This is a genomic window from Massilia sp. LC238 (assembly GCF_000735635.1).
GTDB lineage: Bacteria > Pseudomonadota > Gammaproteobacteria > Burkholderiales > Burkholderiaceae_D > Telluria > Telluria varians.
Window position 1 is genome coordinate 1 of record NZ_JNNN01000004.1, and the last position, 24,124, is coordinate 24,124.

Genomic DNA, 24,124 nt, shown 5'->3' on the forward strand with positions numbered 1-24,124 from the left:
CCTCGAGGTGATTCGCCAGGAAATGTAGAGTGTCGTCGAACATGGCGACGAAGGTTAACAGCGTTGCCGCGCGTTTACAACGACAAAATAAAAATGCCGTTCAGTCTTAACTGAACGGCATTACCGCGTCAGCGGGGCTTTCCACATCAAGCAAGCAGGATCACTTGTCGGTGACCGTGAACTCGCCGAAGGCCTTGAGCTGCTCGCCCACCGCCTTCGGATCGCCTACCACCACGATCGACTGGTTCTCCGGATTGAAGTACTTCTTCGCCACCTCACGCACCTGTTCCGGCGTGACCTTCTGGATGCGCGGCACGTACTCGCCCAGGAACTCGGCCGGCAGGCCGACCAGCCAGTTCTGCGCCAGGGTCGCGGCGACCGAGCGCTGCAGCTGGTTGCTGATCATGTAGCCGCCCGCCACGTAGCGCTTGTTCATTTCCATTTCCTTGGCCGGCACGGGTTCGGTGCCGATGCGCTTGTACTCCGAGAAGAACTCGTTCAGCGCCGCGCCGGTCACTTCGTTGCGCACGTCGGCGCCGCCGACGATCGCGCCGCCCGCGCGGTTCATGCGCGCACCGGCCGAGGCGCCGTAGGTATAGCCCTTTTCCTCACGCAGGTTGATGTTGACGCGGCTCGAGAAGCCGCCGCCGAGGATGGTGCTGGCCAGGCGCAGCGGGATCTGGTCCTGCGCGCTCGCCGCGATGCCCGGGCTGCCCAGGCGCACCGCCGACTGCACGCTCTTGTCGCGGTTCAGCAGGATGCGCGCCGGCTTGGCATTGGCCGGAGCGGCAGCGGTTTCCGGCAGGGCCGGGCCGCTGGCCTTCCAATCGCCGAAGGCCTGTTCGACCAGCTTGAGCGCGTCGGCTTCCTTGATCGGGCCGGTGATCACGAGCAAGGCGCGGTCCGGGCGCAGGCGCTTGCCGTGCTCAAGGCGCAGCATGTCCTGGGTCACCGAGTTGATGGCTTCCACCGTCGGGGTGGTGCGCGAGTACGGATGGTCGCCGTAGACCGCGCGGCTGATGGCGCGTTCGGCGCGGAAGCCCGGCTGGGTCTCGGACACGCGCAGCGACTGCAGCGCATTGGCCTTGGCCAGCGCCACTTCGCTTTCCGGGAAGGATGGGGTACGCGCCACTTCGGCCAGCAGCTGCATCATCGGCGCGGCCTGCGAGACCAGCGCATTGGCCGACACCACGATGCCGTCCGAGGTGGCGCTGGCGCCGACTTCGCCGCCCATGCCCTGGGCCGCTTCGGCGATCGCGCGCGAGTCGCGCTTGGCGGTGCCTTCGTTGAGCAGGCCGGCCAGCATGTTGGCGAAGGCCGGGGACTGCGGGGCGTCGGCCGCGAAGCCGGCGCCGCGGACCGCCAGCACGTAGTCCACGCGCGGCAGGCCCTTGCGCGGCACGACCCAGACGGTCAGGCCGTTGCCCAGGTTTTTCTTGGTGATCTTCGGCACCGGGATCGGATTGTCCTTGCCGTAGGCCGGCATCGGCAGGTTGTCCGCGGCGGCGGGCGCGGCGTAGGCCATCGGCGCAAAGGCGACCGAGACGGCGAATGCGAGCATCAGTTTTTTCATCGATGCGCTCCTTTATTTTGCTGCGCCTGCAGGCGCAGCGGTGTTGGGCGTGGTGCCGGCGGCCGGTGCGGCTGCGGCAGCGGGGGTGGCTGGGGCGGCGAGCATCGCGGCCGGCTTGCGGTCGATGACGGTACGGTTGGTCGGCACCATGTAGGTGCGCACCGCGCGCTGGATGTCTTCCGAGCGCACGCCTTCGATCAGGCCCGGGACCTTGTTGACCACGTTGGCGTCGCCCCACATCACCTGCATCTTGGCCATCATGTCGGCGCGGTTGATGAAGCTTTCCAGCTGGTTGTTCCAGTTGGCCAGCATGCGGGTCTTGACGCGTTTGAGCGTCGCGTCGTCCACGCCGTTCTGCGCGACTTTGGCGAGCTCCTCGTCGATGGCCTTGAGCATGGCGTCGGCGCTGCTGCTCGGCTTGTACAGGGCGAACACGGTCAGGAGGGTCGGGCCGTCGTATTCGAAGGGACCGGTCAGGCCGAACAGGGAATCGACGTTGAGCGCGATCTCGCGGCCCTTCACCAGGCCCTGGTAGAACAGCGAGGCGTCGCCCCCGGCCAGCAGCTCGCCCAGCACGGCCATCGCGGCCTGGTCGCGGTGGCCGCGCGGCGGCATCTTCCAGGCTGCGGCGATCGCCGGCACCTGGGCCAGGGCGTCGCTCTGCACCAGGCGCTTCTCGGCGGTGTTCAAGCCTTCGCTGAAGTCGGTCGGCTTCGGGGTGGGGCGGGCCGGGATCTTGCCGAAGTATTTCTCGGCCAGCGCGAAGCCCTGGGCCGGGGTGATGTCGCCGGCGATCGCGATCACGGCGTTGTTCGGGCCGTAGTAGTCGCGGTGGAAGGCGCGCACGTCGTCCAGGCTGGCGTTCTCGAGGTCTTCGAAGCTGCCGTAGCCGTCATGGTTGTTCTCCCACTTCTGGAAGGCATGCTGGCCGATGTCGATCCACATGAAGCCGCCGTAAGGCTGGTTCTTCACGTTCACGCGGATCTCTTCCTTCACCACGTCCTGCTGGTTCTTCAGCGTGGCCGGGTTGAAGTCGAGCGTCTTCATGCGGTCCGCTTCCAGCCACAGGATCGGCTCGAGCGCCGAGCGCGGCGCGGTCTCGATGTAGTTGGTGTAGTCGGCGCGGGTCGAGCCGTTGTTGCGGCCGCCGCCGGCGGTGATGGTGGTGTCGAACACGCCTTTCTTGGCGTTCGGCGTGCCCTGGAACATCAGGTGTTCGAACAGGTGGGCGAAACCGGTGCGGTTCTTCGGCTCCAGGCGCATGCCCACTTTGTAGACGACCGATACGCCCACGGTGGGCGAGCTGCGGTCTTCGGTGACGATGACCGTCAGGCCGTTGTCGAGCTTCTTGACGGCGATCGGCAGGGTCCACTGGTCCGCGGAGGCGGCGAACGCCGACAGCGAGAACGTGAGCCCGGCCAGCAATACAGGTAATTGGCGCATGCGCATTGGTTGACCTCGAAAAAGTACGGAAAGGAACTGTACTGACGGCAGGGCCGTCATGCGCTGCATCTTAGCTCAATGGCATGCCAATAAGTAATCTTTTTCTTGGGAAGCCCGGCCTCGTGTCCACCCTGCGCCACAGGCCAGCCATCCGTGCATACGCCGCTCCAGGATGCCATTTTTGCAGTTCATCGCAGATTGGTGGGCGATGGCGGCCCGAACGGATATAGTTGCAACATGATAATTTTGAGCTGTTGCACACCGGTTCACCCACAAGGCGGCCCACGGACAACACGAACATGTATTCGGAGAATGGTATGAATCAGCTTTCCAAGGCCGGCTTCGCTGTCGCGGCACTGTGCACCTGGCTGTTGACCTGCATGGGCATGGCCAAGGCGGCGCCGGATGTGGCGACCGAGACGCGCCAGGTCGATGCGCGCGTGGTGCGCGTCAAGCTCGACGGGGTGGTGGACCTGAAGATCCGCCAGGGCAGCACGCCGCTGCTGGTCTTGAGCGGCGACCCGCGCCTGCTCGGCAAGACCACCACGCTGCAAAGCGGCGACACCATCAGCATCGGCACCGAGACCAAGGGCGTCAGCATCAACCTCGGCCGCAGCATGGGCCTGCATGCCGAGCTGACCCTGCCGAACCTGCGTGAAGTCAGTTCAGAAAGCGTGGGAGGTACGGCCATTACCGGTTTCTCGGGTGACGAGCTCGAGCTCAACCTCGATGGGGCCGGCTCAATGAATGTATCATGTAACTACAAGGTGATGACCGCCAACCTGGGCGGTGTCGGCAGCATGAAGATACATGGCATCAACAGCGAGAGCGTCGAGCTGAACCTCAGCGGCGCCGGCTACGTGACCCTGTCGGGCCGCAGCCGCAAGCTGAAGGCGGAGCTGGGCGGACTGGGCGGCCTGGACGCCCAGGCATTCTCGGCCGAGAACGTGACCCTCGAGCTGTCCGGCCTGGGCAACGCGACCGTGACCGCCAGGGACAGCGCCAACCTGACGCTGTCGGGCCTGGGTTCGGTGACGGTGCACGGCAAGCCGCAGAACCGCAAAGTGAGCGTCGACGGCCTGGGCAAGGTCAACTGGAAATAAGCAGGACCAGAACAAGAACAACGACACGAACCAACATTGAGTCCATCACGAGGACCAAGGGTACGCAGAGACCCTGATTCCATGGTCGAGACATGAAAAAACTATTGATAGCGATCGCATTCGTGCTGGGCCTGCAGGCCAGTGCGCATGCGGGCTTCGCGGAAGGGGCCAGCGCGTATAACGCGCGCAACTACGCGCTGGCACTGAAAGAGATCGTCCCGCTCGCCAAGGCCGGCCATGCGGATGCCCAGCATTTGCTGGGCCTGATGTATTACATGGGCCGCGGCGTCGCGCGCGACTACAAGCAGGCCTTCGCCTGGCACTACAAGGCGGCCCAGCAAGGCAAGGCCGACGCCCAGTACGTGGTCGGCGCGATGTACTACACCGGCAACGCCGTGCCGCAGGACCAGCGCCATGCCGTGGGCTGGTTCCGCAAGGCGGCCGAGCAGGGCCATGCCGAAGCCCAGCACGCGCTCGGGCTGATGTACCGCTACCACCAGGCGGGTATGCCGCAAGACAAGGTGCTGGCCTATATGCTGTGGAACCTGGCGGCAGCCGGCGGCAACCATAATGCGGTCGAGCAGCGCGCGGCCATCTCGCGCCAGATGACGCAGGAGCAGATCGAGGAGGCGCAGGCGATGTCGCGCACCTGGCGCCCGGGCCGGCCGTTGCCGACGAGTTCGCGTACGGGGAACAATTCCTGATCAAACACCGCCGGCCTCGACCGGCGGTTTTTCTTTGTGTTGGCCTACCGGGTTTCGTAGGGTGGGCGGGGAACCCGCCCACCCTACGAACATCATTTCGCCGGTATCGATACTGGCGCCTTCGCGGCGCTGCGGAACAAGCTCAGCGGCACCGCATTGCCCATCGCCTGGTAGCCCAGGTCATTCGGATGCAGGTGGTCGCCGCTGTCGTAGGCCGGCAGGAAGCGGCTCGGCCGCGCCGGATCGCGCGTGACGCGGTCGAAGTCGATCACGGCGTCGAACTCGTCGTTGTTGCGGATCCAGTTGTTCACCGCCTGTCGCACGACTTCCTTCTCGGGCGAGTAATAGGCCGCGCCTTCGAAGGGCGTGAGGGTGGCGCCGATCACGCCGATGCCCTTGGCATGCGCGCGCTGGATCAGCTGGCGGTAGGCGGCGATCAGGTCCTCGGCCGTCACCGGGCTGGTGGCCGAACTGTTGCCGATGTCGTTGATGCCGATCAGGACCACCAGGTAGCGCACGCCCGCGGTGGCCAGCACGTCGCGGTCGAAGCGCTCCTGCGCGCTGCGCCCGGCCAGGGTGTTCGGCGAATTGCCCAGCAGACGGTTGCCGCTGATGCCGCGGTTGACCACGCCGAAGCGCGCGTTGATGCCGAGGACCGGGTCACGCTCGGTCTGCAGGCGGCGCGCCAGCCAGTCGGGCCAGCGGTTGTTGGTGTCGGGCGTGCTGCGGGTGCCGTCGGTGATCGAATCGCCCAGCGTGACGATGGTGGGCCCGCTGGTGTCGACGTCGACCTCGGTCAGGAAGGGCCAGACCTGGATCGTGCGCTGCACCGGCAGGGTGGCGGCGGCCGTGAAATTGCCGGGCAGGGACACGTAGTTGGTCTGCAGGGCCAGCTGGTGCACGGTGGTCGCCTGTACCGTGCCGGGCAGGTAGAGGCTTACTGCCAGGTCGGACAGCGGCGGCACGTTCAGCTCCACCGGATCGGAGAGCGCCGGTGCGCCGGGCGGGATGGTGACAAAGCTGCGCTCGCCGAAGGTCAGCGCGCGGTCGGTGCCGGCGGCGACGTCCGAGCCCCCGGCGCGCAGGCCGATGCGGGCGGCGCCGACGGTCAAGGGCGTCGCCCCCAGTTCGTTGGACAGCCGGATGCGCACGCGGTTGCCGCCGGTGCTGGTGTGGACGATCAGGCGCACGGTCTGGTCGGTGAAGGTCTGCAGGCTGGGGTCGGGCGGTAGGCCGACCGGCGGCGGCCCGGCCGGGGCCGTGCCCCAGGTGCCGGTCCAGTTTTCCGTGGTCCAGGGCTGGGCGGTGGCCGGCTGCGGCAGGGCGATCGCCGCGGCCAGCATGGCGCTGCCCAGCAGCAGGCGCCGGCGCGGCGGATTCATGCCCGTGGTGGAGAGGGCGAAACCGTCCTTGAGGCGTCGGGCGGCATCGAGCAGGAGGGGAAGGAAGCGTTTCATGGTCGGCTCCTCGAGTAGTGGCCATGCGATATGCATGAGCTCGTCTGACAACTGTAGCCAGCCCCGGGAACCTGAACAAGAAGGCGACAATCGCGTCATTTGCGCGGGATCGAAGCCACAAACGATTAATATTCCTGCAAGAATCTTCCCTTCGTGCTGGAGCAATCTTGTCCGCAGATTGACCCGTCTTGCCGTCCCAACTGTTCGCAGGCGCACCGAGTGGCTCCGGCAACTGGATTAGCTTGATGCTTCCACGGACGAGGAGCGGCCATGAGCAAGCATTCGAATGAGCTAAGGATCGAGAACCCGACCATGCCGGCCGGCGGCTGGGGTTCGGTGCAGGAAGTCTCCACCATCCTGCTGCACCAGCGCGTGCCGCTGAAGGACAGCCGGCTGCTGCTGAAACAGAACAAGCCGGACGGCTATGCCTGCGTGAGCTGCGCCTGGGCCAAGCCGGCCAATCCGCATCCCTTCGAGTTCTGCGAAAGCGGCGCCAAGGCCACCGCCTGGGAAACCACCAGCAAGACCATCGGGGCCGATTTCTTCGAGCGCCACACCGTCACCGAGCTCGCAGCCTGGGACGACCACAGCCTGGAAGACCAGGGGCGCCTGACGGTGCCGCTGCGCTACGACCCGCAGACCGACAAATACCGCGAGATCGCCTGGGACAGCGCGTTTGCCGAGATCGGGGCGCTGCTGCGCGCCATGGACCGCAAACAGGTGGTGTTCTACAGCTCGGGCCGCGCCTCGCTCGAGACTTCCTACATGTATGGCCTGCTGGCGCGCATGTACGGCAACAACAACCTGCCGGACAGCTCGAACATGTGCCACGAAAGCACCTCGGTCGGCCTGCAAAAGACCATCGGCGTGCCGGTCGGCACCGTAGCACTGGACGACTTCGAGCAGACCGACTGCATTTTTTTCTTCGGCCAGAACGTGGGCGTGAACAGCCCGCGCATGCTGCACCAGCTGCAGGAGGCGCGCCGGCGCGGGGTACCGATCATCACCTTCAACCCGCTGCGCGAGCGCGGCCTGGTCAGCTTCACCAATCCGCAATCGCCCGCCGAGATGCTCACGGGAGCCGAGACCGCCATCAGCACCCAGTACCACCAGGTCAAGCCGGGCGGCGACACCGCCGCCATCATGGGCCTGTGCAAGGCCATCTTCGCCTTCGACGACGCCACGCGGGTGGCAGGCAGCCAGCGGGTGCTCGACACCGCCTTCCTGCAGGAGCACACCCACGGCTTCGCGGCGTTCGAGGCGGCGGTGCGTGCCTGCGCGTGGGAAGCCATCGAGCGCGAATCAGGCCTGCGCCGCGCCGCCCTCGAAAGCGCGGCCCAGGTGTACTGTGGCTCGGCCGCCGCGATGGCGGTCTACGGCATGGGCCTGACCCAGCACCGCAACGGCGTGCAGAACGTGGCGATGATCGTCAACCTGCTGCTCCTGCGCGGGAACATCGGCAAGCCCGGCGCCGGCGTGTGCCCGGTGCGCGGCCACTCCAACGTGCAGGGCCAGCGCACGGTCGGCATCACCGAGAAGCCCGAGCTGGCGCCGCTCGACAAGCTGGAGGAACAATACGGCTTCGCGCCGCCGCGCGACCCCGGCATGAACACGGTCGAGGCCTGCGAAGGCATCCTGGCGGGGCGCGTGCAGGCCTTCATCGGCCTGGGCGGGAACTTCGTGCGCGCGGTGCCCGAACGCCAGCTGATGGAGGCGGCGTGGCGCGCGATCCCGCTGACGGTGCAGGTCTCGACCAAGCTCAATCGCAACCACCTCGTGCACGGCAAGGCCTCCTACATCCTGCCGTGCCTGGGGCGGATCGAGATCGACCGCCAGGCGAGCGGGCCGCAGGACGTCACCATCGAGGACTCGACCGCCTGCATGCACGGCTCGCGCGGCATGGCCGAGCCGGTGGCGCCGTCGCTGCTGTCGGAACCGGCCATCGTGGCCGGCATCGCCCGGGCCACGCTCGATCCCAACCCGCGTGTCGACTGGGAGCGCTGGGTGGCGGATTACGCGAGCATCCGCGATGCGATCGCCGAGACCTATCCCGAGATCTTCCACGACTTCAACGCGCGCATGTGGACGCCGGGCGGCTTTCGCAAACCCCTGGGCGCCGCGAACCGGGTCTGGAAGACCGAGAGCGGCAAGGCCAATTTCACGGTGCCGGAAGCGCTCCAGGGCAATCCGGACCTGAAGGGCGGCGCGGGCACGCTGCGCCTGTTCACGGTACGCAGCGACGGCCAGTTCAACACCACCATCTACAGTCACGACGACCGCTTCCGCGGCGTCTACGGCAGCCGCATGGTGATCTTCATGGCGCGCGCCGACATGGCCAGATACGCGCTGAAGCAGGGCGACCTGGTGGGCCTGCGCTGCGCCGCCGAGGACGGCGTCGAGCGCCGCGTCGGCGGCCTGGCGGTGGTGCCCTACGACGTGCCGGAAGGCTGCATCGCGGGCTACTTCCCAGAGCTGAATCCCTTGATCCCGCTGTGGCACCACGCCAAGGAAAGCAAGGTGCCGGCGGCCAAGGCGATCGACGTGATCCTCGAGCGCGGCGGGAGGCGGTCGTGAACGCGGGCGAAGGCTTCTTCGCGCACTACGACGTACCTGAGGGCGCATGCCGCCTGCCGGCCGAGCGCTGGCGCGACGGGCGCCTGGAAAGTGCGACCGAGCTGGTGGCGGACGAGGTGCCGGTGGCACTCAGCTACAACGGCATCAGCCATGCGGTGATGCTGGCTTCGCCCCAGGACCTGGAAGATTTCGCGCTCGGCTTTTCGTTGGGCGAGCGCATCGTGCGCGACGCGCGCGACATCCACGACATCGAGGTGGAAGAGGCGCGGCACGGCATCGCCATCGAGATGCGCATCGCGGCCGGCGCCATGATGCGGCTGAAGCAGACGCGCCGCGCCCGTACCGGGAAGACAGGCTGCGGCCTGTGCGGCGTCGAGAGCCTGGACTGCTTCGACGACGATGCCTTCGCCGACCTGCGCGGCAGCACCCAGGTGAGCTTCGCACCCGAAGCCCTGCACCGTGCGATGGCGGCGATGGCGGCGCGCCAGGACCTGCACCATGCGACCGGCGCCGTACACGCGGCCGGCTGGGCCGATCGCAAGGGCGAACTGCTATGCGTGCGCGAAGACATTGGCCGCCACAATGCGCTCGACAAGCTGGTCGGCGCGCTGGCGCGCGCCAGGGCCGATACGGGAGGCGGCTTCGCGGTGGTGACCAGCCGCGCCAGCTTCGAGATGGTGCAGAAGGCCGCGCGCGCGGGCTTTCCGTTGCTGGCCGCGGTCTCGGCGCCGACCGCGCTGGCGGTGCAGGTGGCCGAGCGGGCAGGGCTGACCCTGGCCGGTTTCGTGCGGGGAGGGCGCCATGTGCTGTACAGCCATCCGCAACGGCTCGCGCCGGAAGCGGTGTGAAGCCGCCGGGGTGAACCCTGTATGATGCGCTCCTGATTTTCAAGTATTGGAGCGACAATGGTCATCGTGACCCACAATGGCAAGTTCCATGCGGACGACGCATGGGCGGTGGCCGTCCTGCACATCCTCTTTCCTGACGCCGATATCGTCAGGACGCGCGAGCCGGCCATCATCGAGGCCGCCGATTTCGTGGTCGACGTCGGCGGCATCTGGGATCCGGCCGCGGGCCGCTTCGACCATCACCAGAAGGGCTTCGACGGCGCCCGCACGAGCGGCGTGCCTTATGCCAGCGCCGGCCTGGTCTGGCGCGAGTACGGCGCGCGCTGCGTCGCCCACCTGGCGATGACGCATACCGGCCACGGGCTCGACGAGGACACGGCGCAGCAGATGGCCTATGCCATCGATGCCGACATCGTCCAGTACCTCGACCTGTCGGACGTGGGCGCGGCCAAGAATGCGCCGGGCGGCTACGGCATGTCGGCCGTGGTGTCCGGCTTCAACCCGAACTGGATGGACGAGCAGCGTCTGGGCTATGGCGAGCGGGCCGATGCCTACCGCCTGGCCCAGTTCCGCAAGGCGATGGACTTCCTCACCGAGGTGATCGTCAATTCGGTCAAGTACCGTGTCGGCGCCATCCTGGCGCTGGCCCAGGTGCGCCAGGCGCAGGTGCTGGAGAATGGCCGCCTGCTGTTCCTGAAGAATGCCGCGCTGCCGTGGAGCTCGGTGGTGCGCAAGGAAATGCCGAAGGTGCTCTTCGTGCTCAGCCACAGCCTGTCGGAAGACCGCTACATGCTGCATACCGTGCCGGCCACGACCGACACCTTCGATGCCCGCGCCGACCTGCCGGAAAGCTGGGCCGGCCTGCGTGACGCCGACCTGGCGGCGGTGACCGGCGTGCCCGATGCGAAGTTCTGCCATAACGGGCGCTTCATTGCCGCGGCAAAGTCCTACGAGGGTGCGTATGCGATGGCGCTGCAGGCGCTGCAGGCCGTGGACGCCGGCCTGAGCCCGCTGTTTGTCCCGCGCGAATCGACATCATCGGCATCGCCACTGAGTTAGGTAGGGAACGGTCAGTCCCGGCCTGAAACTTTATCTTGGTCGCATGGCCAAGATTGTTTCGATGAAAAAGCTTTATGCGATGCAGCGTATGTCGGCCGCGCTGAACCGGGCCTCGGCAGCACGGCCCTTCGGACCGGAAACGGACCGGGCGCTGCGCTGGGCCGCGGCCTGGGGCATGTGCGCCGGGATCCGCACCCCGCATACCCGCGTGCGCCTGCGGCGCGATACCCTGGTGGGTGTCAGCGTCATGCAGGAGCCGGAGCGGCGCACGCGCGCCTGAGTTCGCAACTGTGCTAATCTGACTCCCTGGCCCTTCCATCTTGGTCGATCTGTCGCGTGATGCCAGGCATCCGGCGATCGACGGGGGCATGGGCATGATTGCCAGACGCAAATTCAATCACATCACCGCAGGTCTTCTCTCCAAGTTTCTTACCCGCAACAACGACTTCGACGGCTACTGGGCGCTCGGTGTGCTGTACACGGAAGCGCGCGCCTTCGACAAACGCGTCGAGATCGACATGCTCCACGACCGCATACAGCCGGTTTGTCCCGCATGCACCAGCATGGCCCGTACCTGGGCGCTCTACTTGCGCGAAGCGCTCGCGCGGCATGGCATTGCGCCGGACGCGCTGACGGCAGTGACGCTGTCCCTCGAGTTCGGACTGGCGCCGATGCCAAAACTTCCCAGCTACCCTTCCGGCCACAAGTACGGCGCCGACTTCCGGGCTATCCTGCGCCTGCAGTCCCGCGATGGCCGCGTGTTCGTCCGCCAGGACCGCGGCTACTGCACGCCGCACGAGGAATTCTGGGGTACGCGCAGCACGCGACGCGCCGGGTGACGCGACGCGAGGCGCGCAGCTTTTCCCCGGCTCCCTTACAATTGTGGCTTTTTCAACACGGGAGTTCCCATGCGCGCCATCGAAATCACGCAGCCCGGCAAGCCGGACGTCCTGCAACTGTGCGAGCGGCCTGTGCCGGGCTTGAGGGCCGGCGAGGTGTTGATCAAGGTGCACGCGGCGGGCATCAACCGCCCCGACGTGCTGCAACGGCTCGGTAAATATCCGGTGCCGCCGGGCGCCTCCGATCTGCCGGGCCTGGAAGTGGCCGGCGAGGTCGTCGACGGCGACTACGCGGCCGCCGGCTTTGCCAAGGGCGACATGGTCTGCGCGCTGGTGCAGGGCGGCGGCTATGCCGAATATTGCACCGCGCCCGCCGAGCAATGCCTGCCGGTTCCGCAAGGCTTGAGCCCACTGGAAGCAGCGTCGCTGCCCGAGACTTTTTTTACCGTTTGGTCAAATGTGTTCGACCGCGCGCAACTGGCGCCGGGTGAGTCGCTGCTGGTGCAGGGCGGCAGCTCGGGCATCGGCGTCACCGCGATCCAGCTCGCCGCGGCCATGGGGCACCGCGTGTTTGCCACCGCAGGCTCAAGCGAGAAGTGCCGCGCCTGCGAGCAGCTCGGCGCCGAACGCGGCATCAATTACCGGAGCGAAGACTTTGCCGCCGTAGTAAAAGAGCTGACGGGCGGGAGGGGCGTCGACGTGATCCTCGACATGGTCGCCGGCGACTACATCCCGCGCGAGATCGATTGTCTGGCCGACGACGGCCGCATCGCCCTGATCGCGCTGCTGGGCGGCGCAAAAGCCGAGATCGACCTGGGCCAGGTGCTGCGCCGCCGCCTCTCGATCAGCGGCTCCACGCTGCGCCCGCGTCCGGTCGCCTTCAAGGCCGCGATCGCGCGCAGCTTGCGCGAGCGCGTGTGGCCGCTGTTCGAACAGGGCAAACTCAAGCCGGTCATTTACCGGAGCTTCCCGCTGGCCCAGGCGGCCGAGGCACATGCCCTGATGGAGTCGAGCACTCACGTCGGCAAGATCGTATTGGAAGTGAGCAGCGCTTAACAATTCCCCCGATGGCCGCGTTGCATCGTCTCGCCGTACTAGCGTACTGTCTTCGACGATGCGCCTTGCCCTCGGGGTTTTGTTAAGTGCTGTAAGAGATTGAATCAAAAAGGGAAGTGGCGTTCGAAGAATGGCTCAGCCATTGTTTGACCACCACATATTCGACCGCTAGAATAGCGGGTTAAATTAAAAGATGGGGTTCTATGCGTCCCAAGCTCGTCGTAGGTAACTGGAAAATGAACGGCAGCCGCGCTGCCAATGCCGCGCTCCTGACCGGCATCCTCGAAGGTCTCGACAATGCCAAGGCCCAGGTCGCGGTCTGTGTACCGGCGCCTTACCTGTTCCAGTGCGAAGAAATTCTCAAGGCTTCCCCGATCGCCTGGGGTGCGCAGGACGTGTCCTGCCATCCGGTCGGGGCCTATACCGGCGAAGTGTGCATGTCGATGCTGCAGGATTTCGGCAGCCGCTACGTGATCGTCGGCCACTCGGAGCGTCGCGCCTATCACGGCGAGACGGACGAGCTGGTGGCGAAAAAGACCAAGGCTGCGCTGGAGGCCGGCCTGACCCCGATCGTCTGCATCGGCGAAATCCTGGAGCAGCGCGAAGCGGGGCAGACCATGGACGTGGTCAATGCTCAGCTGGAAGCCGTGCTGGAAGCGGTCGGCGCCGATGCTGTCGACAAGATCGTGCTGGCCTACGAGCCGGTGTGGGCGATCGGCACCGGCAAGACCGCCACCCCGGAAATGGCCCAGGAAGTCCACGCAGCCGTGCGCGAAAAACTGCGCGCTTGCAACGCCGACGCCGCGCAACGCACGCTGGTGCTGTACGGCGGCAGCATGAAGCCGGATAATGCTGCGGACCTGATGGCGCAGCCGGACATCGATGGCGGCCTGATCGGTGGTGCGGCGCTGAAAGCAGCCGACTTCCTCGGCATCATTCGCTCAGCGAATTGAGAGATTCACAGTTTCAAAAGAAGTAAAAGCTTTAGAGATAAAGCATTCACAAAGCAGTCAATCGACGTCGTTTAACTTGGAAATGGAATTGCAATGAACACCGTGTTCAATCTGATTATTGTTGTGCAGGTTATTTCTGCCCTGGCCATCATCGGCCTGGTGCTGGTCCAGCACGGCAAGGGCGCCGACATGGGCGCGGCCTTCGGCTCGGGCGCCTCGGGCAGCCTGTTCGGCGCCTCGGGCTCGTCGAACTTCCTGTCGAAGTCGACCGCCGTCGCGGCCGCCGTGTTCTTCGCATCGACCCTGGCGCTGGCCTGGCACAGCAATGGCAGCACCGCCGCCGGCACCGATGGCGGCGTGATGGAGCGCGTCACCGTGCCTTCCTCGCAGGCGCCGGCCACCGGCATTCCGAGCGACGTCCCGGGCGCAGGTCCGAACGCGGGCCCGACCACCGCCGTTCCGGCCAACGACATCCCGCAGACCCCGGGCGTTGCCGTTCCTGCGGCGCCGGGCGAAGCCGCTCCGGCCCCGGCCGCACCAGCAGCGGCGGCACCTGCCGCACCTGCACCGGCTCCGACCAAGTAAATCCGGATGCGGGCCGCACGCCCCTTCCAGATTAGGAGTAGAATGCGCCTCGCTATCGGGCAGGGACGCATTGTTGTAAAGGATGGGCAGCCCTCCATGCTGCCAACCCTGCCGTAAGATGGCTAGCATCAAAAGAAATGTTGAGTAATTGCGTAATTTCCTTGTGATAGCGCAATTTGTGCATTGAAAAGTAGTGCTAAAGCAGGGTAAAATACTGGTCTCCAGCCGACGTGGTGAAATTGGTAGACACGCTATCTTGAGGGGGTAGTGGCGCAAGCTGTGCGAGTTCGAGTCTCGCCGTCGGCACCAATATACGAAAGAGCCAGCAAGGGCGCATGAGCGATCGCTCTCCTGCCTGAGCTGGCTTTTTCACGAGGATCAGTTGTACGGTCCTGGTGGCATTCAACGGAGTTCCCCTCCGGCCAGGTTCGCGCGACTCGGCGCTGCAGCCCTGCAGTGTTTCATTAACCGATCGTTCAAATAGGCTTCACGTGAACCTCGAAAATTATCTCCCCGTTCTTCTCTTTATCCTGGTTGGCATCGGCGTCGGTGTCGCTCCGCAGGTGCTCGGCCGCATCCTTGGTCCGCACCGTCCCGACGCAGCCAAGCTGTCCCCGTATGAATGCGGCTTCGAGGCCTTCGAAGATGCGCGCATGAAGTTCGACGTTCGCTACTACCTGGTGGCGATCCTGTTTATTTTGTTTGATCTGGAAACGGCATTCTTCTTCCCATGGGGCGTCTCGATGCGCGAACTGGGCTGGACCGGTTTCATCACGATGATGGTGTTCATCGCCGAATTCATCGTGGGCTTCTGGTACATCTGGAAGAAAGGTGCCCTTGATTGGGAATAAGCCATGGCAATTGAAGGCGTATTAAACGAAGGTTTCATTACCACCACAGCCGACAAGCTGATCAACTGGGCCCGCACGGGATCGATGTTCCCGATGACGTTTGGCCTGGCCTGCTGCGCGGTCGAGATGATGCATGTGGGCGCTGCCCGCTACGATCTCGACCGTTTTGGCATTGTGTTCCGCCCGTCGCCGCGCCAGTCCGACGTGATGATCGTCGCCGGCACGCTGTGCAACAAGATGGCTCCCGCCCTGCGCAAGGTGTACGACCAGATGGCCGAACCGCGCTGGGTGATCTCGATGGGGTCCTGCGCCAACGGCGGCGGCTACTACCACTACTCGTACTCGGTGGTGCGCGGCTGCGACCGCATCGTGCCGGTCGATGTCTACGTGCCGGGTTGCCCGCCGACCGCGGAAGCACTGCTGTACGGCATCATGCAGCTGCAGAACAAGATCAAGCGCACCAACACCATCGCGCGCTAAGAACAGCGAAACACCATGACGACGAAACTCGAAACCCTTGAACTCGCCCTGAAAAATGCACTGGGCGAGGGCGCTGCCATCAAGCAGGCGCTGGGCGAAGTGACTGTGGTGGTCAAGGCCGCCGACTACATCAAGACGATGCAGGCGCTGCGCGACGACCCGGCGCTCCGCTTCGAACAAATGATCGACCTGTGCGGCGTCGATTATTCCCAGTACGGTGAAGGCACCTGGGACGGTCCGCGCTTCGCGGTGGTCGTCCACCTGCTGTCGGTTTCCAACAACTGGCGCGTGCGCGTGCGCACCTTCTGCGCGGACGACGACATGCCGATGGTCGAGTCGATCACGCCGATCTGGCGCGCCGCCAACTGGTTCGAGCGCGAAGCCTTCGACCTGTTCGGCATCCTGTTCGACGGCCACGGCGACCTGCGCCGCATCCTGACCGACTACGGCTTCATCGGCCACCCGTTCCGCAAGGACTTCCCGATCACGGGCTACGTCGAAATGCGCTACGACCCTGAACAGAAACGCGTGATCTACCAACCGGTGACGATCGAGCCGCGCGAGAACATCCCGCGCGTGATCCGTGAAGAAACCTACGGGACATCGAAATAATGGCTGAGCTTAAGAATTACACCCTGAACTTTGGTCCGCAGCACCCGGCAGCGCACGGCGTGCTGCGCCTCGTGCTGGAGCTGGACGGCGAAGTGATCCAGCGCGCCGACCCGCACATCGGCCTGCTGCACCGCGGCACCGAGAAGCTGGCCGAGACCCGCACCTACCTGCAGTCGGTCCCGTACATGGACCGCCTGGACTACGTGTCGATGATGTGCAACGAGCACGGCTACGTGCTGGCAGTGGAAAAGCTGCTGGGCGTCGAAGCGCCGATCCGCGCGCAGTACATCCGCACGATGTTCGACGAGATCACCCGTATCCTGAACCACCTGATGTGGCTGGGCGCGCACGCGCTCGACATCGGCGCCATGGGTCCCTTCCTGTACGCCTTCCGTGACCGCGAAGACCTGTTCGACGTGTACGAGGCGGTCTCGGGCGCGCGCATGCACGCGGCCTACTACCGTCCGGGCGGCGTGTACCGCGACCTACCGGACCGCATGCCGCAGCACCGCGAATCGCCGATCCGCTCGAAGAAGGCGATCGACGAGCTGAACCGCGACCGCCAGGGTTCGGTGCTCGACTTCATCGAAGCCTTCACCAAGCGCTTCGACGGCTATGTCGACGAATACGAAACCCTGCTGACCGACAACCGTATCTGGAAGCAGCGTACCGTCGGCATCGGCGTGGTCTCGCCGGAAGACGCACTGGCCATGGGCTTCACCGGCCCGATGCTGCGCGGCTCGGGCATCGCCTGGGACCTGCGCAAGAAGCAGCCCTACGCGGCCTACGACAAGGTCGAGTTCGACATCCCGGTCGGCACCAACGGCGACTCCTACGACCGCTACCTGGTGCGCATCGAGGAAATGCGCCAGGCGAACCGCATCATCAAGCAGTGCATCGCCTGGCTGCGCGTGAACCAGGGTCCGGTCATGATCGACAACCACAAGATCGTGCCGCCGAACCGCATGGACATGAAGTCCAACATGGAATCGCTGATCCACCACTTCAAGCTGTTCACCGAAGGCTTCCACGTGCCGGAAGGCGAGGCGTTTGCGGCGATCGAGCACCCGAAGGGCGAGTTCGGCATCTACATCGTGTCGGACGGCGCCAACAAGCCGTACCGCCTGAAGATCCGCACCCCGGACTACGTCCACCTGCAGAGCCTCGACGAGATGTCGCGCGGCCACATGATCGCCGACGCCGTGGCCATCATCGGCACCCAGGACATCGTGTTCGGCAGTATCGACCGCTAAGAGGGTAGGAAAGAATTATGTTATCGCAGGAAACCTACAAGAAAATCGATCGCGAGCTGGCCAAGTACCCAGCCGATCAACGCCAGTCGGCCGTGATGGCCTCGCTGGCCCACGCCCAGGTCGAACTGGGCTGGCTGTCGCCGGAAACCATGCAGGAAATCGCCGACTACATTCGCATGCCGGCCATCGCCGTGCAGGAAGTCGCGACCTTCTACAACATGTACAACCTGAAGCCGGTCGGCAAGGCCAAGATCACGGTCTGCACCAACCTGCCGTGCGCCCTGTCGGGCGGCGAGCGCGCCGGCCAGCGCATCAAGGACGCGCTCGGCATCGACTACCGCGAAACCACCGCCGACGGCAAGTTCACGCTGCTGGAAGGCGAGTGCATGGGCGCCTGCGGCGACGCACCGGTGATGCTGGTGAATAACCACCGCATGTGCTCGTTCATGAGCGACGAGAAGATCGACGCCCTGCTTGAGGAACTGAACAAATGACCAGCCTGCACGACCGTCACATCAATCCGCTGATCCTCAAGGATCTGAACGGCGAAAACTGGCATCTGGAAGACTACGTCAAGCGCGGCGGCTATTCGGCCCTGCGCAAGATCCTCGAAGGCGGCGTCACCCAGGAACAGGTCATCGCCGACCTGAAGGCATCGGGCCTGCGCGGCCGCGGCGGCGCCGGTTTCCCGACCGGCCTGAAGTGGAGCTTCATGCCGCGCCAGTTCCCTGGCCAGAAATACCTCGTCTGCAATACCGACGAAGGCGAGCCGGGTACCTTCAAGGACCGCGACATCATCCGCTACAACCCGCACGCGCTGATCGAAGGCATGGCCATCGGCGCCTACGCGATGGGCATCACCGTGGGCTACAACTACATCCACGGCGAGATCTTCCAGGAATACCTGCGCTTCGAGGAAGCGCTGGAAGAGGCGCGCGCCGCCGGCTTCCTGGGCGATAACATCATGGGCTCGAACTTCTCGTTCCAGCTGCATGCCCACCACGGCTACGGCGCCTACATTTGCGGCGAAGAAACCGCGCTGCTGGAGTCGCTCGAAGGCAAGAAGGGCCAGCCGCGCTTCAAGCCCCCGTTCCCGGCCTCGTTCGGCCTGTACGGCAAGCCGACCACGATCAACAACACCGAGACCTTCGCTGCGGTTCCGTTCCTGCTGAACATGGGCCCGGAAAACTACATGGCCCTCGGCAAGCCGAACAACGGCGGCACCAAGATCTTCTCGATCTCGGGCGACGTCGAGCGTCCGGGCAACTACGAGGTTCCGCTGGGCACCCCGTTCGCCAAGCTGATGGAGCTGGCCGGCGGCATGCGCGGCGGCAAGAAGATCAAGGCGGTCATCCCGGGCGGTTCGTCGGCGCCGGTGATCCGCGGCGAGGTCATGATGGATACCGACCTCGACTACGATTCGATCGCCAAGGCCGGCTCGATGCTGGGTTCGGGCGCCGTGATCGTCATGGACGAGACCCGCTGCATGGTGAAGTCGCTGCTGCGCCTCTCGTACTTCTACTACGAAGAATCCTGCGGCCAGTGCACCCCGTGCCGTGAAGGCACCGGCTGGATGTACCGCATGGTCCACCGCATCGAGAACGGCAAGGGTCGTCCGGAAGACATGGACCTGCTGAACAACATCGCGGGCAACATCAAGGGCCGCACCATCTGCGCGCTGGGCGACGCCGCCGCGATGCCGGTGGAAGCGATGATCAAGAACTTCCGCGAGGAATTCGAATATCACATCGAGCACAAGCACTGCCTCGTGCCCGCATACCTTTAAACCAGGTCAGGTAACGATCAAATGGTTGAAATTGAATTAGACGGCAAAAAAGTCGAAGTCGCACCAGGTTCCATGGTGATGGACGCCGCAAACAAACTCGGGACCTACATCCCGCACTTCTGCTATCACAAGAAATTGTCGATCGCAGCGAACTGCCGCATGTGCCTGGTCGAAGTCGAGAAGGCGCCCAAGCCCTTGCCGGCCTGCGCCACCCCGGTCTCGCCGGGCATGATCGTGCGCACCCACAGCGACAAGGCCGTGCAGGCACAGAAGTCGGTGATGGAGTTCCTCCTCATTAACCACCCGCTGGATTGCCCGATCTGCGACCAGGGCGGCGAATGCCAGCTGCAGGACCTGGCCGTCGGCTACGGCAAGAGCAACTCGCGCTACGAAGAAGAGAAGCGCGTGGTGGCCCCGAAAGAAGCCGGCCCGCTGATCTCGATGGAAGAGATGGCGCGCTGCATCCAGTGCACCCGCTGCGTGCGTTTCGGCCAGGAAGTGGCCGGCGTGATGGAATTCGGCATGGTCGGCCGCGGCGAGCACTCGGAGATCACCACCTTCGTGGGCAAGACCGTGGACTCGGAAGTCTCGGGCAACATGATCGACCTGTGCCCGGTCGGCGCGCTCACCAGCAAGCCGTTCCGCTACTCGGCCCGTCCGTGGGAACTGCAGCGCCGCAAGTCGATTGCGCCGCACGACTCGCTCGGCTCGAACCTGATCGTCCAGGTCAAGGGCGGCAAGGTCATGCGCGTGCTGCCGCTGGAGAACGAAGCCATCAACGAATGCTGGCTGTCGGACAAGGACCGCTTCTCGTACGAGGCGCTGGACAATGCCGACCGCCTGACCCAACCGATGATCAAGCAGGGTGGCGTGTGGCAGGAAACCGACTGGCAGACCGCGCTGGAATACGTGGCCCACGGCCTGCGTAACATCCGCCACGAGCATGGCGCCGACAGCATCGCCGCCGTCGCGACCCCGCACTCGACTCTGGAAGAGCTGTACCTGCTGAACAAGATGACCCGCGGCATTGGCTCAGACAACATCGAGTTCCGCCTGCGCCAGACCGACTTCGCCCTGGACGGCCAGGTCACCCCATGGCTGGGCATGCCGATCGCGAACTTCTCGCAACTGAAGCGCGCCTTCGTCATCGGCTCCAACCTGCGCAAGGACCACCCGCTGGTCGCGACCCGCCTGCGTACCGCCACCAAGGGCGGCGCCAAGCTGTCGCTGCTGGGCGCGAGCGACGACGACCTGCTGATGCCGGTGGCGAACAAGATGGTTGCGGCGCCGAGCGACTGGCTGGCCGCACTGTCGGAAGTCGTCGTTGCCGTGGCCCTGGCCAAGGACGTCGCAGCCCCCGCCGGCTTCGGGAATGTCGAACCGAGCGAAGGCGGCAAGGCCATCGCCGCGACCCTGGTCGGCGTCGACACCCCGGGCGCCGTCCTGCTGGGTAACGCTGCTTCCTACCACCCGCAAGCCTCGAAGATCCACGCCGCTGCGCAGTGGATCGCCGAGCAGACCGGCTGCTCCTTCGGCTACCTGGTCGACGCCGCCAACACCGTCGGCGGCCACATCGTCGGCGCGACGGGCAAGGGCGAAGCCGTCTTCGCATCGCCGAAGAAGGCCTACGTGCTGCTGAACGCGGAACCGGAACTGGATGCGGCCAACCCGCAGCAGGCCCGTGCCGCGCTGGGCGGCGCCGAAATGGTCGTCGCCATGTCGGCCTTCAAGCACGGCATGGACTTCGCCGACGTGCTGCTGCCGATCTCGCCGTTCAGCGAGACCGCCGGCACCTTCGTCAACTGCGAAGGCCGCGCACAGAGCTTCAACGGCACCGTCAAGCCGCTGGGCGAGACCCGTCCGGCCTGGAAAGTGCTGCGCGTGCTGGGCAACCTGCTGGGCCTGTCGGGCTTCGATTACGAGACCTCGGAATCGATCCGCGACGAAGCCATCGGCAAGGGCGTCACCGACCTGTCCGCCAAGCTGAACAACGTCGCGCGCCTGGCGCCGGCCGCTGGTTCGTATGCACCGGCCGGCCAGCTCGAGCGCGTCGCCGACGTCGGCATCTACTTCACCGACGCGCTGGCGCGCCGTTCGGAACCGCTGCAGCGCACCGCCGACGCGAATGCGCCGCTGGTGACCCTGTCCAAGGCCGTGGCCGAGCAGATCGGCGTCACGGCCGGCGACTCGGTCCGCGTGTCCCAGGGTTCGGGCAGCGCCGTGCTGGTCGCCGACGTGGACGCACGCCTGCCGTCGAACGCAGTGCGCGTGGCCGCCGGCCACCCGGCCGTCGCTACGCTTGGCGCGATGTTCGGTTCGATCAATGTTGAGAAAGCAGGAGAGGGCAAATAATGGCAACGCCCGGTTTTATCGATACGCTGAACGCCGGCGGAGCTGACCTGCTCGGCCCGGTCTGGCCGCTGGTCTGGAACCTGATCAAGATCCTGTGCGTGCTCCTGCCGCTGATGGGCCTGGTCGCCTACGCGACGCTGTGGGAACGCCGCCTGATCGGCTGGATCCACATCCGCCAGGGCCCGAACCGCGTCGGCCCAGGTGGCCTGCTGCAGCCGATCGCCGATGCGGTCAAGCTGCTGCTCAAGGAAATCGTCATCCCGACCAAGGCCAACCGCAGCCTGTTCGTGATCGGTCCGATCATGACCATCATGCCGGCGCTGGCCGCCTGGGCGGTCGTGCCCTTCGGTCCGCAAGCCGCGCTGGCCAACGTCAACGCCGGCCTGCTGTTCCTGATGGCGATCACCTCGATGGAAGTCTACGGCATCATCATCGCCGGCTGGGCTTCGAACTCGAAGTACTCGTTCCTGGGTGCGATGCGCGCCTCGGCACAGATGATCTCCTATGAAATCCCGATCGGCTTCGTGCTGGTCGTGGTGCTGATGGTGACCGGCAGCCTGAACATGACGGACATCGTCATCAGCCAGCAGATGGGCAGCTTCGCCGACATGGGACTGAACTTCCTGTCGTGGAACTGGCTGCCGCTGCTGCCGCTGTTCGTGATCTATTTCGTGTCCGGCCTGGCCGAGTGCAACCGCCACCCGTTCGACGTGGTGGAAGGGGAGTCGGAGATCGTCGCCGGTCACATGGTCGAGTACTCGGGCATGTCCTATGCGATGTTCATGCTGGCCGAATATTCGAACATGATCCTGATCTCGACCCTGGCAGCGATCCTGTTCCTGGGCGGCTGGTCGGCACCGTTCGGTTTCCTGGAATTCGGCGCCATCGGCGGCTTCTTCTGGCTGTTCCTGAAGATGTTCATGCTGGTATCGACCATGGTCTGGGTCCGCGGCACCTTCCCGCGCTACCGCTATGACCAGATCATGCGCCTGGGCTGGAAAGTGTTCATCCCGCTGACCCTGCTCTGGCTGGTGGTGGTCGCGATCTGGATGCACTCGCCGTGGAACATCTGGATGCCTGTGAAGTAAGGAATCAAACGAAAATGAATCGGATTAAAGAAATTGTCGGCAGCCTGATGCTGTCCGAGCTCTTCAAGGGCCTGGCCCTGACCGGCAAGTACGCGCTGTCGCGCAAGATCACGGTCCAGTACCCGGAAGAGAAGACGCCGATGTCGAACCGCTTCCGCGGCCTGCACGCCCTGCGCCGCTACCCCAACGGGGAAGAGCGCTGCATCGCGTGCAAGCTGTGCGAGGCAGTGTGCCCGGCGATGGCGATCACGATCGAATCGGCGCAGCGCGAGGACGGCACCCGCCGCACCACGCGCTACGACATCGACCTGACCAAGTGCATCTTCTGCGGTTTCTGCGAAGAGTCCTGCCCGGTCGACTCGATCGTGGAAACCCACGTCCTGGAATACCACGGCGAAAAGCGCGGCGATCTCTACTACACCAAAGAGATGCTGCTGGCCGTCGGTGACCGCTACGAAAACGACATCGCCGCCGCCCGCGAAGCGGACGCGAAGTACCGATAAGAAGAGGCTGTCAATTCATGGAATTCACCACTTTCCTGTTCTACGCGTTCGCGGCCATCACGGTGCTGGCCGCACTGCGCGTCATCACCACCAAGAACCCGGTCCACGCCGCGCTGTTCCTGGTGCTGGCCTTCTTCAACGTGGCCGGCATCTGGCTGCTGCTGAAGGCCGAATTCCTGGCCATCGTGCTGGTGCTGGTCTACGTCGGCGCCGTGATGGTGCTGTTCCTCTTCGTCGTGATGATGCTCGACATTAATATCGACCGCATGCGAGAGGGCTTCTGGGGTTACCTGCCGCTGGCGTCGGGTATCGGCGCCCTGATCGTGCTCGAGATGGCTGCCGTGCTGTACCGTTCGTACAGCCAGACCGACCTGTCGGCCGAGGCTGCCGCCCTGAACATCGGCGGCACCAAGGAACTGGGCCTCTTGATCTACACCAAGTACATCTACGGCTTCGAAATCGCCGCCGTGATCCTGCTGGTGGCGATCATCGCCGCAGTCGCCCTGACCCTGCGCAAGCGCAAGGACACCAAAGCAATCGACCCGGGCGCCGCCGTCCGCGTCAAGCGTAACGACCGCCTGCGCATCGTCAAGATGGATGCGGTCAACCAGCGCGCCATCGATGCAGCAGCCGCTGAAAAAGCAGCAGCAGCAGCGGCAGCAGCTGCACCGAAGGAGGCACCATGACTTTGTCGCTCGCACATTACCTGATCCTGGGCGCGATCCTGTTCGCGATCTCGGTGATCGGCATCTTCCTGAACCGGAAGAACATCATCATCCTGCTGATGGCCGTCGAACTGATGCTGCTGGCGGTGAACCTGAACTTCGTCGCGTTCTCGCATTACCTCGGAGACGCGGCGGGGCAGATCTTCGTGTTCTTCATTCTGACCGTCGCGGCCGCCGAATCGGCAATCGGCCTGGCGATCCTGGTGGTCCTGTTCCGTAACCTGGACACGATCAATGTGGAAGACCTCGACAGCCTGAAGGGCTGATGGTCTCGGCTGAT

The 24,124-nt window shown here is 64.9% G+C and carries 24 protein-coding genes and 1 tRNA gene; 22 read left to right on the forward strand and 3 right to left on the reverse strand.

What is annotated here, in order from left to right:
• Positions 1-160 precede the first annotated feature (160 nt).
• Together FG94_RS00480 and FG94_RS00485 are read right to left on the reverse strand one after the other, a co-directional pair.
• A complete protein-coding gene (locus FG94_RS00480; RefSeq protein WP_036205775.1) occupies positions 161-1,573 on the reverse strand; it encodes a pitrilysin family protein in 1,413 nt (470 codons plus the stop codon).
• Positions 1,574-1,585: 12 nt separating this feature from the next.
• Positions 1,586-3,016 carry a pitrilysin family protein gene (locus FG94_RS00485; RefSeq protein ID WP_229445800.1) on the reverse strand — a complete coding sequence of 477 codons (1,431 nt, stop codon included), beginning with the start codon at positions 3,014-3,016 and terminating at the stop codon, positions 1,586-1,588.
• Positions 3,017-3,333: 317 nt separating this feature from the next.
• Between FG94_RS00485 and FG94_RS00490 the strand changes: the two genes are divergently transcribed.
• Together FG94_RS00490 and FG94_RS00495 are read left to right on the forward strand one after the other, a co-directional pair.
• On the forward strand, positions 3,334-4,119 hold the full coding sequence (locus FG94_RS00490) for a GIN domain-containing protein (RefSeq protein ID WP_036205777.1): 786 nt from the start codon (positions 3,334-3,336) through the stop codon (positions 4,117-4,119).
• Between the two features lie 92 nt (positions 4,120-4,211).
• Positions 4,212-4,823 (forward strand): tetratricopeptide repeat protein, encoded by a 612-nt coding sequence (locus FG94_RS00495; RefSeq protein WP_036205779.1) that lies wholly within the window; start codon positions 4,212-4,214, stop codon positions 4,821-4,823.
• 92 nt (positions 4,824-4,915) lie between these two features.
• Here FG94_RS00495 and FG94_RS00500 read toward each other — a convergent pair whose 3' ends face one another.
• Entirely contained in the window at positions 4,916-6,280 is a 1,365-nt protein-coding gene (locus FG94_RS00500) for an SGNH/GDSL hydrolase family protein (protein ID WP_081925698.1), read from the reverse strand.
• A gap of 270 nt (positions 6,281-6,550) precedes the next feature.
• Here FG94_RS00500 and FG94_RS00505 point away from each other — a divergent pair, with 270 nt between their 5' ends.
• From FG94_RS00505 to nuoK, 20 genes are all read left to right on the forward strand, one after another.
• Complete coding sequence (locus tag FG94_RS00505) at positions 6,551-8,854, forward strand: FdhF/YdeP family oxidoreductase (protein WP_036205781.1); 2,304 nt, start codon at positions 6,551-6,553, stop codon at positions 8,852-8,854.
• Positions 8,851-9,702: a formate dehydrogenase accessory sulfurtransferase FdhD gene (gene fdhD, locus FG94_RS00510; RefSeq protein ID WP_051995921.1), complete on the forward strand. Its 852-nt coding sequence runs from the start codon at positions 8,851-8,853 to the stop codon at positions 9,700-9,702. Before FG94_RS00505 ends, fdhD begins: the two co-directional genes overlap by 4 nt.
• A 57-nt stretch (positions 9,703-9,759) precedes the next feature.
• On the forward strand, positions 9,760-10,761 hold the full coding sequence (locus FG94_RS00515; protein ID WP_051995922.1) for an MYG1 family protein: 1,002 nt from the start codon (positions 9,760-9,762) through the stop codon (positions 10,759-10,761).
• Between the two features lie 61 nt (positions 10,762-10,822).
• Complete coding sequence (locus FG94_RS00520; protein ID WP_152570790.1) at positions 10,823-11,041, forward strand: hypothetical protein; 219 nt, start codon at positions 10,823-10,825, stop codon at positions 11,039-11,041.
• Between the two features lie 40 nt (positions 11,042-11,081).
• Complete coding sequence (locus FG94_RS00525) at positions 11,082-11,600, forward strand: hypothetical protein (RefSeq protein ID WP_152570791.1); 519 nt, start codon at positions 11,082-11,084, stop codon at positions 11,598-11,600.
• Positions 11,601-11,669: 69 nt separating this feature from the next.
• Entirely contained in the window at positions 11,670-12,656 is a 987-nt protein-coding gene (locus FG94_RS00530) for an NAD(P)H-quinone oxidoreductase (RefSeq protein WP_036205788.1), read from the forward strand.
• A 203-nt stretch (positions 12,657-12,859) separates the two neighbouring features.
• The gene (gene tpiA, locus FG94_RS00535) at positions 12,860-13,609 is read left to right on the forward strand and encodes a triose-phosphate isomerase (RefSeq protein ID WP_036205789.1); all 750 of its coding nucleotides are present in this window, start codon (positions 12,860-12,862) and stop codon (positions 13,607-13,609) included.
• A gap of 93 nt (positions 13,610-13,702) precedes the next feature.
• Positions 13,703-14,194 carry a preprotein translocase subunit SecG gene (secG, locus tag FG94_RS00540; RefSeq protein WP_036205791.1) on the forward strand — a complete coding sequence of 164 codons (492 nt, stop codon included), beginning with the start codon at positions 13,703-13,705 and terminating at the stop codon, positions 14,192-14,194.
• Positions 14,195-14,418: 224 nt separating this feature from the next.
• Positions 14,419-14,503: transfer RNA gene (locus tag FG94_RS00545), tRNA-Leu, on the forward strand.
• A 182-nt stretch (positions 14,504-14,685) separates the two neighbouring features.
• A complete protein-coding gene (locus FG94_RS00550; protein ID WP_027863883.1) occupies positions 14,686-15,045 on the forward strand; it encodes an NADH-quinone oxidoreductase subunit A in 360 nt (119 codons plus the stop codon).
• A gap of 3 nt (positions 15,046-15,048) precedes the next feature.
• Positions 15,049-15,525, forward strand: coding sequence for an NADH-quinone oxidoreductase subunit B family protein (locus FG94_RS00555; protein WP_020654624.1), 477 nt, complete (start codon positions 15,049-15,051; stop codon positions 15,523-15,525).
• A gap of 15 nt (positions 15,526-15,540) precedes the next feature.
• Positions 15,541-16,137 (forward strand): NADH-quinone oxidoreductase subunit C, encoded by a 597-nt coding sequence (locus FG94_RS00560; RefSeq protein WP_036205795.1) that lies wholly within the window; start codon positions 15,541-15,543, stop codon positions 16,135-16,137.
• Positions 16,137-17,390 carry an NADH-quinone oxidoreductase subunit D gene (locus tag FG94_RS00565; protein ID WP_036205797.1) on the forward strand — a complete coding sequence of 418 codons (1,254 nt, stop codon included), beginning with the start codon at positions 16,137-16,139 and terminating at the stop codon, positions 17,388-17,390. The genes FG94_RS00560 and FG94_RS00565 overlap by 1 nt, the downstream gene beginning before the upstream one ends.
• A gap of 17 nt (positions 17,391-17,407) precedes the next feature.
• Positions 17,408-17,884: an NADH-quinone oxidoreductase subunit NuoE gene (gene nuoE / locus FG94_RS00570; RefSeq protein ID WP_036205799.1), complete on the forward strand. Its 477-nt coding sequence runs from the start codon at positions 17,408-17,410 to the stop codon at positions 17,882-17,884.
• Positions 17,881-19,176 carry an NADH-quinone oxidoreductase subunit NuoF gene (nuoF, locus tag FG94_RS00575; RefSeq protein WP_036205801.1) on the forward strand — a complete coding sequence of 432 codons (1,296 nt, stop codon included), beginning with the start codon at positions 17,881-17,883 and terminating at the stop codon, positions 19,174-19,176. Before nuoE ends, nuoF begins: the two co-directional genes overlap by 4 nt.
• 21 nt (positions 19,177-19,197) lie before the next feature.
• The gene (gene nuoG / locus FG94_RS00580; RefSeq protein WP_036205803.1) at positions 19,198-21,528 is read left to right on the forward strand and encodes an NADH-quinone oxidoreductase subunit NuoG; all 2,331 of its coding nucleotides are present in this window, start codon (positions 19,198-19,200) and stop codon (positions 21,526-21,528) included.
• Positions 21,528-22,616: an NADH-quinone oxidoreductase subunit NuoH gene (gene nuoH, locus FG94_RS00585; RefSeq protein ID WP_036205805.1), complete on the forward strand. Its 1,089-nt coding sequence runs from the start codon at positions 21,528-21,530 to the stop codon at positions 22,614-22,616. The genes nuoG and nuoH overlap by 1 nt, the downstream gene beginning before the upstream one ends.
• A gap of 14 nt (positions 22,617-22,630) precedes the next feature.
• Positions 22,631-23,119: an NADH-quinone oxidoreductase subunit NuoI gene (gene nuoI / locus FG94_RS00590; RefSeq protein WP_027863876.1), complete on the forward strand. Its 489-nt coding sequence runs from the start codon at positions 22,631-22,633 to the stop codon at positions 23,117-23,119.
• 17 nt (positions 23,120-23,136) lie between these two features.
• Complete coding sequence (locus FG94_RS00595) at positions 23,137-23,805, forward strand: NADH-quinone oxidoreductase subunit J (protein WP_036205808.1); 669 nt, start codon at positions 23,137-23,139, stop codon at positions 23,803-23,805.
• Positions 23,802-24,110, forward strand: a complete 309-nt coding sequence (gene nuoK, locus FG94_RS00600; RefSeq protein WP_027863874.1) for an NADH-quinone oxidoreductase subunit NuoK — start codon at positions 23,802-23,804, stop codon at positions 24,108-24,110. The genes FG94_RS00595 and nuoK overlap by 4 nt, the downstream gene beginning before the upstream one ends.
• The last annotated feature ends 14 nt before the right edge of the window (positions 24,111-24,124 follow it).